The sequence below is a fragment of the Dermatophilaceae bacterium Sec6.4 genome, from assembly GCA_039636865.1.
In the GTDB taxonomy this organism is placed as follows: domain Bacteria; phylum Actinomycetota; class Actinomycetes; order Actinomycetales; family Dermatophilaceae; genus Allobranchiibius.
In genome coordinates, this window is the sequence record CP144172.1 from 2,380,289 (window position 1) to 2,392,683 (window position 12,395).

Genomic DNA, 12,395 nt, shown 5'->3' on the forward strand with positions numbered 1-12,395 from the left:
GACAATGGGGTGGTGCGTACGACCGCCAGCATCCTGCATCTTGACCTGGATGCCTTCTTCGCAGCCGTCGAGCAGCGCGACAAGCCGTCGCTGCAGGGTCGGCCGGTCTGCGTGGGCGGCACAGGATACCGAGGTGTCATCGCTACGGCGTCCTACGAGGCGCGTGCCTACGGCGCGCGATCCGCCATGCCCACCGCTGTCGCCCGGCGGTTGTGCCCGTCCGGCACTGCCTTCCTCGCACCGCGCTTCGCTGCCTACACCCGCTCCAGCGAGGCGGTGATGGCGCTGCTGCACGAGTTGTCACCCATCGTGCAGCAGGTCTCGGTCGACGAGGCGTACGTGGACCTGGCCGGCGCCGGCATCGAGCTGACGCTCGACGCGGTGACAGGCCGGGTCCGCCGGTTGCTGGATGACATACCGGGCGCAACCGGCGGACTGACCGCCTCCGCCGGTGTGGCCTCGTCCAAGATGCTCGCGAAGATCGCGTCGGAGTTGGACAAGCCCGACGGGATGGTGGTGGTCGCGCCGGGGGATGAGTTGCGGGTGCTGGAACCACTGTCGGTGCGGGCGATCGGCGGGATCGGTCCCGCCACCGCCGCGCGGTTGCGGACCTTCGGGGTAGAGACGGTGGCCGACCTGCAGCGGATGGGCGAACCGGATCTGGTCAGCATCTTCGGAGCTGCCCATGGTCACGGCATCTTCGGACTTGCGCGGGCGCAGGACGACCGAACGGTCGATGTCGACCGGGAAGCGAAGAGTGTCTCGGCGGAGGAGACTTTCCAGGTCGATGTGACCGACGCGCGGGTGTTGGCTGCAGAGCTGGCAAAAATGGCCGAACGCATCACCGACCGGTTGAGGGCCAGTGGGGCCTTCGCCCGCACCGTGACGATCAAGGTGCGCCAGCACGATTTCACCACCTCGACGCGCTCGGCGACATTGCCGCACCCGACGGGGGAGTTGCCGGTGATCAGCACCACAGCCCAACGGTTGCTGGACGGTGTCGACGTCTCCGACGGATTGCGCCTCCTCGGCGTCGGTGTCTCCGGATTCACGACCCACGCCCAGGAACAGCTCGATTTCGGCACGGGAGATGATGCGGAGCCGGTCAGCGCAGCCGATGTTCACACCGCGGAGCAGCCGGTGGCCACGGCAATGCGCGGCGCTGCAGAATGGCGGACCGGGCACGACGTCCGGCACAGCGTGCACGGCGCGGGATGGGTGTGGGGCAGCGGCGCCGGACGCGTGACGGTGCGGTTCGAAGGACCGCGCACGCCGCCCGGACCGGTCAGAACCTTCGCGACCGACGATCCGGACCTGCACCCTTCAGCTCCTCCCTCGTGGTGAGTGCTGGCGCGCGCCGCGCACAACGCAATGCGCTCATCGGTGCGGTGCGAAGTTGCGCAGCCGCAGCGAATTGGAAATGACCAGCATCGAACTCATCGCCATCGCGGCCGCCGCGATGAGCGGGTTCAACAGACCTGCAGCCGCGATAGGGATCGCCGCCACGTTGTAGGCGAAGGCCCACACCAGGTTGCCGCGAATGGTGCGTTGCGTGCGACGGGCGAGTTGCACGGCGTCCACGACGACCCGTAGTTCGTCCCGGACGAGGATGATGTCAGCCGACTTCATCGCGATGTCCGTTCCGCGGACCAGCGCCATCCCGAGGTCGGCAGTGGCGAGAGCGGCCGAGTCGTTGATGCCGTCACCGACCATCGCGACGCATCGACCTTCGGCTCGCAGTGCCTCGATGCGAGCGGCCTTGTCGTCCGGCAGCACCCGGGCATACACGTCCTGGATACCCAGCTGGCCGGCCACGACGGTCGCCGTCTGCAGTGAGTCGCCGGTCAGGAGCACGGTGTGTAAGCCGATCTCGTGCAGTGCCTGCACTGCGGGTGCTGCCGACGTCCGGACGGTATCGCTGATCGCGAGCACCGCGACGAGACGCCCGTCGACCGCCAGGAGCACCGCGCTGTTTCCCTCGCCGGCAGCCCGTGCAACGGCGAGTTGCGCCGGGCCGGTGAACGCCACCGCATGGCGTTCCAACAGGTCTGCTGTTCCGATGACGCAGCGCAGTCCGTCGATCGTGGCCACGGCTCCCGCACCGGGGAACGCTTCGAACAGTTCCGGGGGAGTGGGGCGTCCGACCATGGGTTCGGCGTACCGCACCACCGCCGCAGCGATCGGATGTTCCGATGCCGATTCCAGCGCGGCGGCGTACCGCACGACATCCACCTGCGACATCTCGTCGAGCAGTTCGACCTGCTGGACCCGCATCCGGCCGGTGGTGAGGGTACCGGTCTTGTCGAAGACCACCGTGTCGATGCGACCGCTGGCCTCCAGTGCGTCGTGACCCTTGATGAGGATGCCCAGTTGTCCACCGCGCCCGATACCGACCATCAACGCGGTGGGTGTTGCCAGACCGAGCGCGCACGGACAGGCAATGATCAGGACTGCCACCCCGTTCGCGAGGGCGGCGTCGGCTCCGGATCCGAACCACCAGCCGATGGCTACTCCCAGCGCGATCAGCATGACGACGGGTACGAAGTAGCCCGTCACCCTGTCCGCCAGCTTCTGGGCCCGGGACTTGCGCCGCTGGGCCTCCTGGGCGATCGCTGCCATCTGCGCGAGCCGGGTGCGCTGTCCCACGGCGGTCGCCTCGATGACCAGCCGGCCGGTCAGATTTGTCGTCCCACCGATGATCTGTTCGCCGTCGGCCACTTCTGAGGGCGTCGACTCGCCGGTCATCGCGCTGGTGTCGATGCTGCCGCCACCGGCCACCAGCACGCCGTCGGCTACCACCCGCTCACCGGGCAGGACCACGAACCGGTCGCCGGTCTGCAGCTGTTCGGTGGGGATGAGACGTTCGATTCCGTCTTTGAGGATGCGTGCTTGCTTGACCGCAAGGGAGGCAAGGGCCTGCATGACATCACCCACCTGGCCCCTGGCGCGGGTTTCGAAATACCGGCCGCCGAGCTGGAAGGTCACCATGCCCGCAGCGACGTCGAGGTAGATGGCGTCGGCGCCGGCGGGGGTCGATCCGAAGCCCAGCCAGTAGCCCGGTGTCGTTGACGGGTGCACCAGCAGGGCGTACAACGCCCACCCGAAGGACACCAGCGCACCCAGTGAGACCAGCGTGTCCATGCTGAGGACGCCGTGCTGCAACCCGCGCCACGTCGCCTTGTGGAACGGCCACGCCGCCCACGTCACGATCGGGATGGCCAGTAGCACGCACAACGCCTGCCACCCGTTGAATCGCAACCCTGGCACGAGCGCGAGCAGGATCGTCAGGTCGCACAGCGGAACGGTGAGCAGGGCCGATACCGCCAGGCGCCGACGAAGCCCGCTCAGGCGCATCTGTGAGGCCCGACGGGTCCACTCGTCGTCGTCCGGGTTGTGCAGGACCGCGGTGTAGCCCGCGCTCTCCACGGCGGCGATAGCGACTGCAGAATCGCCATCCCCCAGGCCGGTTACCACCACACGATCCGTGGCGAGATTGACCGAGGCATAGACACCCGGCAGCTTGTTCAACTTCTGCTCGACCCGGTTCGCGCATGCTGCGCAGGACATGCCGCCGACGTCCAGCTCCAGTCGGTCCTGCTCGACGTCCGGGTGCTGGTCAACGGTCGTCATCGACTGGTCCCTTCGACGGTGCGCCCATCCGGGCGAGCATCTCGTTGTAGGCGTCGAACGATGAGTCGGCCCCTGAGTCGAGGTGTCGGTCGACACGCTTGGCCACCCGCGCATCTTGTCGCGACCACTGCATGACCAGGGCGATGATGATGATGACCAACGGGAACTCGCCTGCAGCCCATGCGATTCCGCCGCCGACGTACTGGTCGTGCGGCAGGTCCGTCATCCACGGTTCGTTCAAAAAGGTGTAGAGGGACTTTGCGATCACGGTGTCGCGGGTCATGACGATGACCCCGAAGAAGGCGTGGAACGGCATGGCGGCCAGGATCAGCCCGAGTTTGCCGAGGTAGGGCACAGTCCGCGGTGGAGGGTCCACCCCGATCGTCAGCCCGTAGAACAGGTAACCGGCCAGGATGAAGTGTAGATAGGCCAGTTGATGGGCCCACTGGAAGCGCAGGGTGTCGGCGAAGAGGGGGCTGAAATAGAGCACATAGTAGGACAGGATGAAGACCGCGAAGACTTCGAGCGGGTTGTAGAGCCAGCTCAGGAAGCGCGACTTCAACAGCACGGTGAGCCATTCGTGCGGCCCCGCCGGCTCGCTCCGCGCGTGGCTCCTGGTGGCACGTAATGCCAGCGTTGTGGGCCCTCCCAGCACCATCAGCAGCGGACCGAGCATGTTCAGGCTCATGTGAAGTGCCATGTGCACGCTGAAGACGGCCCCGGCGTATCGGCCCAGTCCACTGGAGGTCGTCAGGACGACGACGACCCATCCGCAGATCCATGCAACGGTGCGTCCCGGTGGCCAGTGGTCACCCCTTCGGTGCAGTCGGAGCACTCCCAGCAGGTAAGCGACGATCGCCACCACGCTGATCACGAGGAACAAGATGTTGATGCGCCAGTCGAAGACGAGTTCAAACAGATGCGGCGTCGTTCTCAGATCAAAGCCGAAGAACTTCTGAGCGGTGCTGGTCGGCACGAAGTACTGGGGTGAGGGAATGCGCTGACGGACCACGGTGGCCGCGATGGCCAGCAGGATCAGCAGGGCAGCAGCGCCGTCCTGCAGCTGCCCGGTCAGTGACTGTCCGGGCAGTGAGCGGGCAGCGGAGCCGGCCGAATCAGCCGGCTTACCGGGTGATGAGAACCGAGTTCGCCGTACCGCGAAACCTGCGGCGGCGAGGATCAGCAGATCACGGGCGATGAACCACCGGCCGGTGGCATTGGACCACGGGGCGGTGCCTGCCAGTTCGAACCATGCGACGCCGATGTCGGTGAGCACGGTGACGGCGGCGCCGATCAGCACCACGCGTCGCACTCGGACCTGGGCCAGTGGTTCGACGGTGAGGATGTGCCCCCCGCATCTGAGCGCAATCAGTACTCCGGCCAGCACCGTGAAGGTCGGGGTGCCGATGGTTGCCAGATCGCTGCCGTAGTCGTGGTTCGGTCCGATCAGCACCTGGGTGATCACGACCGGTGCGAGGACGGCCACGAACCCCAGGATCACGACGAGCGGTACGAAGTCCCACGATGACATCAGCAGAGCGAGCCCGGCAATCGCGAACGCGCAGACCGCGACCACGATCCAGGCCCGGGGCAGCTCGTTCGCGTGGATCAGTGAGCCGACCGTTCCCCCCCGTGCCAGGGAGCTCAACGGCCGCCCTGCGGCGTCCGAACCGTCGACGACAACCAGGGCGGTGCTGGCTGCACCCCAGAGCAACGCGGTCCAGAACATCGGCCTGAATTCGCGGTGCGCCCCCAGGACCATCCGGTCCCGTCCACGGCGGGGGGTGATGAAGACGACCAGGACCCACCAGCCGAGGCAGCAGGCTGCTGAGACACCCGCAACGAGCTGCAGGGCGGCGCTGGTCAACGCAGTCGCCGTGCCTGGAAAGTGCAACTCGATGGGCAGATACCCCGCCGCGCCGAGCCGGGCCACAGACAGGAGTACGAGAGCCAGAGGTATGACCAGGAGCGCCAACACCCGCACTGCGGAGAAGGTCGGTATTACCGGGGCAGACGCGGACTCAGTCACGCGTGCGCGGCACCGATCGAACGATCCTCAGGCGGGTCCGAAACATTCATTAACTGTACAACTCCCGTCGCGCAAGCCCTCGGCGCGCACACGCCGCAACCCTGCGGGCCTCAGATCACCGGACCCGGTCCAATTCCAGTTGACTGACCTCCTGGTTGCCTGCGCAGTGGCTGGTCATGCAACACGAGGACTTCGTCCGGGCCGGGAACCAGGCAGCAGACCCATCGCTCTACGACGTGGAGAACGCTGCGATGGATCGAGACGGCGTCCTGTGGTCGGCCGTGTGTCGCCACGCCCCCTGGTCCGAGCGGGTACTGCTGGACCTGGGGTGCGGAGCCGGCTTCTGGGACCGCGAGGGTGAGTCCCGGTTCCGCCGAGCACCTGCCACTACCGGACGGCTCCGTGGACGTCGTGCACGCCAGGTTTGCCTACTTCTTCCCGCACCCTGAGTTCGATCCATCTGCCGGGCTTACAGAAGTGGCACGAGTGCTGCGCCCCGGCGGCAGAGTTGCCGTCATCGACAACGACACCGAGGAGTGGTTCTGCAACCATCCGGACCGTACCCACGTGAGCTATGGCTATCTGCTGCACGTATGGATCACCCACTGACTCCATCGACGACACAACGAGGCTGTGATGGGCGTAGGGCAGGGCGGCGGTCGAGTTGCGCGCCGCTTGGAGGGAGATAGAGATCGGTGTCCGGAGGGGGACTTGAACCCCCACCCTCCTGAGAGGACTAGCACCTCAAGCTAGCGCGTCTGCCTATTCCGCCACCCGGACAGGGTGTTCGGCGACCTCCTGCGTAGGGGGCCGACGACGCGAAAGATTAGCACGCACATGGCCGGTGGCCTGCATTCACGATCCGTGCTCGGCAATTGCGGTGGCATCGGTCGGAACCGTCAGGCAGCGGGCGCGCGGGGGGCTACCCGGAGCACCCTGTCCTGCCCGTCCCCGTTGTCCGTCGTCACGTAGAGCGACCCACCAGGACCGGTCTGGACGGTGCGGATCCGGCCATATTTCTGCGTGAGCTCCGACATCCGTTCATCGCGGATGACGTTGCCGGCCAGGTCCAGCGACAGGATGCGCACGCCTTTGTTCTTCAGTTCGGCGACGGCGATGGCGCCTTGCCAACGACCCCACGCTGCACCTTCCAGGAACGTGATGCCGCAGGTGGCGACCGTCGAGGCCCCGGAAGACCACCGCGCGGGTATGGCGTCGGGGAACTTGACCGTGTCCGTCATCGGCACCGATTCGTCGTAACCCGGCACCGGGTCCCAACCGTAGTTACCGCCCGCTCGCAGCAGGTTCGTCTCGTCATCCCTGCTGCTGCCCTGTTCCTGGGTCCACACCTGGGTTGTCCCGGGACGCACCGCTATGCCCTGCAGGTTGCGGTGCCCGTAGCTCGTCACGTACCGCGCGTTGCCGCCCCGCGAATAGAACGGGTTGTCCGTGGGGATCTGACCGTCGGTGCCCACCCGGAGCGTTTTCCCGCCGAGCGAGTTCAGATCCTGCGGGTTCGTGCCATCCGCAGCGTCACCGGTCGCAACCGCCAAGAGGTTGCCCGGCACGAAACGCAGCCGACAGCCGCTGTGCCGCCCACTGGTCACCGGCAACCCGGTGAGAATTGCTTTCTCGCGACGGGCAGACCGGCCGTCTGCCGACAGTGCCCACCGGATCACCCGCGCGTCTATCGGCTTGCCGCCACGCTGGTGGGTCTGACACGTGTAGAAGGTCGTGTGCTCGGTGGTCGGATCAATCACCAGTCCCTCAAGACCGCCCTCGCTCTGTACGAAGAGATCGTCCAGCGGAGCCTGCACCGGGGTCACTTTGCCGGCCGCTGTGCGCAGGGTGATCTTCCCGGGCCTCTGCGTGGTCAGCATGTCGCCGTTCTTGAAGAACGACACATCCCACGGATGGTCCAGGCCCGACATCACCGTTTGGACGCCCGGGGAGGAGGCAGTTGCAGTTGTGGCTGCGGCCCCCGATCCGGGTCCTGTGGACCCCGACGAGCAACCACCCAGCAAAACACCGACAACAGTGAGCTTCGCGCCGTTGCGGACGGATGCTGCCGGCCCGAAGCGAAGGAATCGGCGGTGGGCTGCAGCAGGCTTGCGTCGGTCCATGGATCAACGCTACCCAATGGGATCTGCTCGCCGATCGCTGAGCAGATCCCACTGGGGGGTGCAGGTTGCATCTCGTGGTGAGGGGCGCGCAATTGCAGCACCGTCGGCACAATATGCACCCACTGCCGATGTGACCCCCGATCGTCGGTGGTCGGCGGCACACTGGATGGATGCTGCTCAACGATCTCGTCGAGACCTCCTCCCGCATCGGTGCGACCCGATCTCGTAACGCCAAGACGGAGCTCGTAGCTGCCCTGCTGCGAGCGGCTTTTCCGAGCGAGGTGGAGATTGTCGCCGCCTATCTGGCGGGAGTTCTTCCGCAGCGGCGGGTGGGCGTGGGATACCGCGCGCTCGCAGACGTCCCGCCGGCGCGCGACGATCCGAGTCTCACGATCGGACAGACCGATGCCGCGATGCAGCGACTGGCCGACGCATCCGGGCCTGGGTCGGCGGGCGTGCGCGAGCAGGAACTGAGCGACCTGCTGGCATCCGCGACGACATCTGAACAACGCTTCCTGAAGGGTCTGATCACCGGGGAGTTACGTCAGGGCGCGCAAGACGGTGTCATGCTCGCTGCGATCGCTGTTGCCGCAGCAGTACCGACGGCGGATGTACGACGGGCCGTCATGCTCACCGGTTTCGCCGCGCCCGTGGCAGCGGTGGCAATGACCGGGGGAGTGGCGGCGCTCGCTGAGATCGAGTTGGTACCCGGACGGCCCCTGCGACCGATGCTCGCCGCCTCCGACACCAGTGTCGCCGACGCGCTGGCGACCGTCGCGGCGCCGGGAGAAGCGGGCGCAGTGGAGTGCAAACTGGACGGCATCCGCATCCAGGCGCACAAGAACGGCAACGAAATCCAGCTGTTCACCCGCAGCCTGGAGGACATCACCGACCGACTACCCGAGGTGGTCGAGATCGTGATGGCAATCGATGCCGGCTGCATCGTGCTCGACGGGGAGGTCATCGCACTACGCGCGGACGGTGTGCCGCACCCCTTCCAGGTCACCGGTGCGCGAACGGCGAGTCGCAAAGACCCGGCGCGGCTGCGACGCGAAACCCCGGTCACACCGTGGTTCTTCGACCTGCTCCATCTGGACGGCGAGAACCTCATCGACCTACCCGCGAGTGCACGGTGGGAACGGCTCGCCGCGCTCGTTCCCGATACCTGCCTGGTCCCTCGCATCGTGACCGCTGACGCATTCGAGGGCGACCGGTTCTTCGCGGAAAAGGTGGGTACCGGGCACGAAGGCGTCGTCGTGAAGTCGCTGTCGGCGCCGTATGCGGCGGGACGTCGCGGAGCCGGGTGGGTCAAGGTCAAGCCCCGCCACACTCTGGATCTGGTGGTGCTGGCCGTTGAACGGGGCAGCGGCCGACGATCCGGCCTGCTGTCCAATATCCATCTTGGCGCCCGCGACCCGGAGACCGGCGGTTTTGTGATGCTGGGCAAGACCTTCAAGGGAATGACGGACGAAATGCTCGCCTGGCAGACGCAGCGATTCGGCGAGCTCGCCACCTCGGACGACGGCTGGACGCTGACACTGCGCCCCGAGCAGGTCGTCGAGATCGCCTTCGACGGTATCCAACGTTCCACCCGTTACCCCGGTGGCATGGCGCTGCGATTCGCGCGGGTGCTGCGCTACCGCGACGACAAACGCGCCGACGAGGCCGACACGGTGAAGGTGGTGCGCGAGATGGCACAGTGGGACGCATGACGGATCAGCAGCCCGAAGACGAAGTCGTACAACTCTGCCAAGACCTGATCGGCATCGACACCAGCAACTACGGCGACGGCAGCGGCCCAGGGGAGCGCAAGGCCGCCGAGTACGTCCTGGGCAGGCTGCAAGAGGTCGGCCTCGAGCCCGAACTGGTCGAGAGTGAGCCGGGTCGCGCCAGTGTGATGGTGCGTATAGAGGGCGAAGACTCCTCACGCGGTGCGCTGTGCGTGCACGGCCACCTCGACGTCGTCCCCGCCAACGCCGACGACTGGGCCGCTGATCCGTTCGGTGCCGAGCTCCGCGACGGGTGCGTATGGGGCCGTGGAGCTGTCGACATGAAAGACATGGACGCGATGATTCTGGCGTGCGTGCGCGATCTCGCTCGCACTGGTAGAAAGCCCGCCCGCGACCTGGTGATCGGGTTCCTCGCCGACGAGGAGGCCGGGGGACTCAAGGGTTCGCACTGGCTCGCACAGCACCGCCCCGACTTCTTCGAGGGGGTCACCGAGGCCATCAGCGAAGTCGGTGGCTACTCGGTCACGGTACGTAACAAACAGGGCCAGGATCAGCGGGCCTACCTGCTGCAGACCGCCGAAAAGGGGATTGCCTGGTTGACCCTGCGAGCCCACGGGCGCGCCGGGCACGGTTCGTTGGTTGCCGATGACAACGCGGTCGTGCGTCTCGCCGAAGCCATTGCGCGCATCGATGCGCACCGTTGGCCTCGTGAGTTCCTTGCCTCGGTCCGGGATCTCTTCGACGGTCTGTCGCAGCTCACCGGCAAGCCCTACGACGGCGACGATGTCGACCATCTGCTGCCCGACCTCGCGGGTGCGTCCGCTTTCGTGAAGGCGACGTTGCAGAACACTGCCAACTTCACCATGTTGAACTCCGGGTACAAGCACAACGTCATCCCGCAGAGCGCGAGCGCATCTCTGGACTGCCGGTTCCTGCCCGGCCATGAGGCGGAGATGATGGCGATCATCTCCGAGCTGGCGGGCGAGCACGTCGAAGTCATTGTGGTCCACCGGGACATCGCGCTGGAAGCGCCGTACGACGCACCGTTGGTGGAGAAGATGAAGCAGGCGCTCCTTGTCGAAGACCCCGGTGCGGCAATCCTTCCCTACTGCCTGTCCGGCGGCACCGACAACAAGGCGCTCGCCACCCTTGGCATCACCGGGTACGGCTTCGCACCGCTGCGACTACCGGCCGGTCTGGACTTCTCGTCGATGTTTCACGGCGTCAACGAACGGGTCCCCGTGGAGGCGTTGACATTCGGCGCCAGGGTGCTGAGCGGGTTCCTCGCCGACTGCTGAACGCCGACTGTGTGGCGCGACCACGTTGCGCGGGGACTGGTCAGGCGGTGCGCCGCACCTTGATGATCCTGCGCCGCAGCCATACCCGCCGATGTCCGCCGAGGTAGAGACGAACGCGCGCCAGCTCCCAGTGACCGTATTCAGCCTCGTCGGTGAGCGTCTGTCGTATATCGCTGCGCGAGACCTGCCGGGGGAATCGCAGCTCCCGGTACTCGTATTCGATCATCGGCGTTCCATCATTGCTGCCCATTGTGCGACACACCCGATACGGTCGGGTCATGGCCATCGACCCGCACGTCGCCCTGCAGCGCTTCACCGACGCACTGCAGGAGCATCTGACCGCTGCCCGAGGCCGCCGAAGTGAGAACGATCCAGCGGTGGTCGCGGCGTTCGACCGGGTTGCTGAAACGTTCGACAGCTACGACGAAGCTCTGCTTGCGGCGTACGGCGAGGTCACCCCGTTGGAGGTCTACGACGACTCGGACGACGATTCGGACTCGGACGACGACTCCGATGACGACGACTCGGACGAGGACGACGACGACGATTTCGACGCAGAGATCGATGAGTCGGACGGCTCGGACGACAAAGGGTCAGCCGGCCGCAGCGACCGGCGCTGAGACCTCGTCCAGCGCGGCTCGCACCTGGTAGGGCAACTCGATGTCCTCACTGCCCAGCGCCATCCGAAGCTGCGCCGCCGTTCGAGCACCGACCACGGCGCCGGCCAGGCCCGGTCGCTCCCGCAACCACGCCAGGGCCACCTGAACCGGTGTGATGTGCAGCCCGTGTGCAGCAGTTGTCACGGCGTCGATCATCGGGTGCAGTTCGTGGCTGACTCGCTGACCTGCCCAGTTGCCGTGCCGACCGCCGGCGGCGCGGGAATCGGCCGGGACGCCATGGCGGTACTTCCCGGTCAGCACGCCACCGCCGAGAGGGCCCCAGGACATCAGCCCGACGCCCAGGTGGTCCGCAGCGGGAACGACATCATGCTCGACCGAACGCTCGATCAGGCTGTACTCCACCTGGTCCACAACCAGCGCAATGCCCTGCGCAGCCAACAACGTTGCCACCCGGGCGAGCTGCCATCCGTTGTGATTGGAGACGCCGACGTATCGCGCGCGCCCCGACGTCACTGCGTACGCCATGGCCGAGACGGTCTCCTGCACGGGTGATTCGTCGCTCCATGCGTGCACGAGCCACAGATCCACCCGATCCGTGCGCAGCCTGCGCAGGGAGGTGTCGAGTTGGTTCAGCAGGGCGCCTCGGGACGTATCGACGACACGGGTGCCGCTGGTGCGCGATATGCCTGCCTTCGTACACAACACCAGGTCATCGCGATGGGGTGCGAGCAGTGATCCGAGGATCGTTTCACTGTCCCCGTCGCCGTACCCGTAGGCCGTATCGACCAGAGTGCCGCCCGCATCGCGGAATTCCGACAGCAGATCGCCGGCGGTCTCGGCATCGACCTCGTTGCCCCAGCCCATCGTGCCCAGCCCGAGGGTGCTGACGCGAAGCCCCGACCGTCCTACCGTCCTCATCCGCACTTGCACACCGTAGGCGCCGGGCTCGACAGGACGGAAAGGTG

10 protein-coding genes and 1 tRNA gene are annotated in these 12,395 nt (G+C 66.5%); 5 read left to right on the forward strand and 6 right to left on the reverse strand.

Features of this window, described 5'->3' with window-relative positions:
• Positions 1-12: 12 nt before the first annotated feature.
• Positions 13-1,344, forward strand: coding sequence for a DNA polymerase IV (locus tag V3G39_11335; GenBank protein ID XAS75257.1), 1,332 nt, complete (start codon positions 13-15; stop codon positions 1,342-1,344).
• A gap of 33 nt (positions 1,345-1,377) precedes the next feature.
• On the opposite strand, the gene V3G39_11340 is transcribed toward V3G39_11335, so the two are convergent.
• Positions 1,378-3,630, reverse strand: a complete 2,253-nt coding sequence (locus tag V3G39_11340; protein XAS75258.1) for a heavy metal translocating P-type ATPase — start codon at positions 3,628-3,630, stop codon at positions 1,378-1,380.
• Complete coding sequence (locus V3G39_11345) at positions 3,617-5,659, reverse strand: cytochrome c oxidase assembly protein (GenBank protein ID XAS75259.1); 2,043 nt, start codon at positions 5,657-5,659, stop codon at positions 3,617-3,619. The genes V3G39_11340 and V3G39_11345 overlap by 14 nt, the downstream gene beginning before the upstream one ends.
• Positions 5,660-6,016: 357 nt before the next feature.
• Here V3G39_11345 and V3G39_11350 point away from each other — a divergent pair, with 357 nt between their 5' ends.
• Complete coding sequence (locus tag V3G39_11350; GenBank protein XAS75260.1) at positions 6,017-6,268, forward strand: methyltransferase domain-containing protein; 252 nt, start codon at positions 6,017-6,019, stop codon at positions 6,266-6,268.
• 87 nt (positions 6,269-6,355) lie between these two features.
• On the opposite strand, the gene V3G39_11355 is transcribed toward V3G39_11350, so the two are convergent.
• Both V3G39_11355 and V3G39_11360 read right to left on the reverse strand, forming a co-directional pair.
• A tRNA-Leu gene (locus V3G39_11355) sits at positions 6,356-6,439 on the reverse strand.
• 119 nt (positions 6,440-6,558) lie between these two features.
• Positions 6,559-7,782, reverse strand: coding sequence for a PQQ-dependent sugar dehydrogenase (locus tag V3G39_11360; GenBank protein ID XAS75261.1), 1,224 nt, complete (start codon positions 7,780-7,782; stop codon positions 6,559-6,561).
• Between the two features lie 170 nt (positions 7,783-7,952).
• On the opposite strand from V3G39_11360, the gene V3G39_11365 reads away from it, so the two are divergent.
• Positions 7,953-9,494, forward strand: coding sequence for an ATP-dependent DNA ligase (locus V3G39_11365; GenBank protein ID XAS75262.1), 1,542 nt, complete (start codon positions 7,953-7,955; stop codon positions 9,492-9,494).
• Positions 9,491-10,810, forward strand: coding sequence for a M20/M25/M40 family metallo-hydrolase (locus tag V3G39_11370; protein ID XAS75263.1), 1,320 nt, complete (start codon positions 9,491-9,493; stop codon positions 10,808-10,810). The genes V3G39_11365 and V3G39_11370 overlap by 4 nt, the downstream gene beginning before the upstream one ends.
• A 40-nt stretch (positions 10,811-10,850) precedes the next feature.
• Here V3G39_11370 and V3G39_11375 read toward each other — a convergent pair whose 3' ends face one another.
• Positions 10,851-11,036: a DUF5703 family protein gene (locus V3G39_11375; GenBank protein ID XAS75264.1), complete on the reverse strand. Its 186-nt coding sequence runs from the start codon at positions 11,034-11,036 to the stop codon at positions 10,851-10,853.
• 52 nt (positions 11,037-11,088) lie between these two features.
• Here V3G39_11375 and V3G39_11380 point away from each other — a divergent pair, with 52 nt between their 5' ends.
• The gene (locus tag V3G39_11380) at positions 11,089-11,430 is read left to right on the forward strand and encodes a primosomal protein (GenBank protein XAS75265.1); all 342 of its coding nucleotides are present in this window, start codon (positions 11,089-11,091) and stop codon (positions 11,428-11,430) included.
• On the opposite strand, the gene V3G39_11385 is transcribed toward V3G39_11380, so the two are convergent.
• A complete protein-coding gene (locus V3G39_11385) occupies positions 11,404-12,348 on the reverse strand; it encodes an aldo/keto reductase (GenBank protein ID XAS75266.1) in 945 nt (314 codons plus the stop codon). The two genes, V3G39_11380 and V3G39_11385, sit on opposite strands and share 27 nt — an antisense overlap.
• Positions 12,349-12,395: the final 47 nt, after the last annotated feature.

Bases quoted from the DNA above. Each gene is read 5' to 3' on its own strand.
- V3G39_11340 (XAS75258.1), bottom strand. From the start codon at position 3,630: ATGACGACCGTTGACCAGCACCCGGACGTCGAGCAGGACCGACTGGAG.
- V3G39_11360 (XAS75261.1), bottom strand. From the start codon at position 7,782: ATGGACCGACGCAAGCCTGCTGCAGCCCACCGCCGATTCCTTCGCTTC.
- V3G39_11365 (XAS75262.1), top strand. From the start codon at position 7,953: ATGCTGCTCAACGATCTCGTCGAGACCTCCTCCCGCATCGGTGCGACC.
- V3G39_11370 (XAS75263.1), top strand. From the start codon at position 9,491: ATGACGGATCAGCAGCCCGAAGACGAAGTCGTACAACTCTGCCAAGAC.
- V3G39_11375 (XAS75264.1), bottom strand. From the start codon at position 11,036: ATGATCGAATACGAGTACCGGGAGCTGCGATTCCCCCGGCAGGTCTCG.
- V3G39_11380 (XAS75265.1), top strand. From the start codon at position 11,089: ATGGCCATCGACCCGCACGTCGCCCTGCAGCGCTTCACCGACGCACTG.
- V3G39_11385 (XAS75266.1), bottom strand. From the start codon at position 12,348: ATGAGGACGGTAGGACGGTCGGGGCTTCGCGTCAGCACCCTCGGGCTG.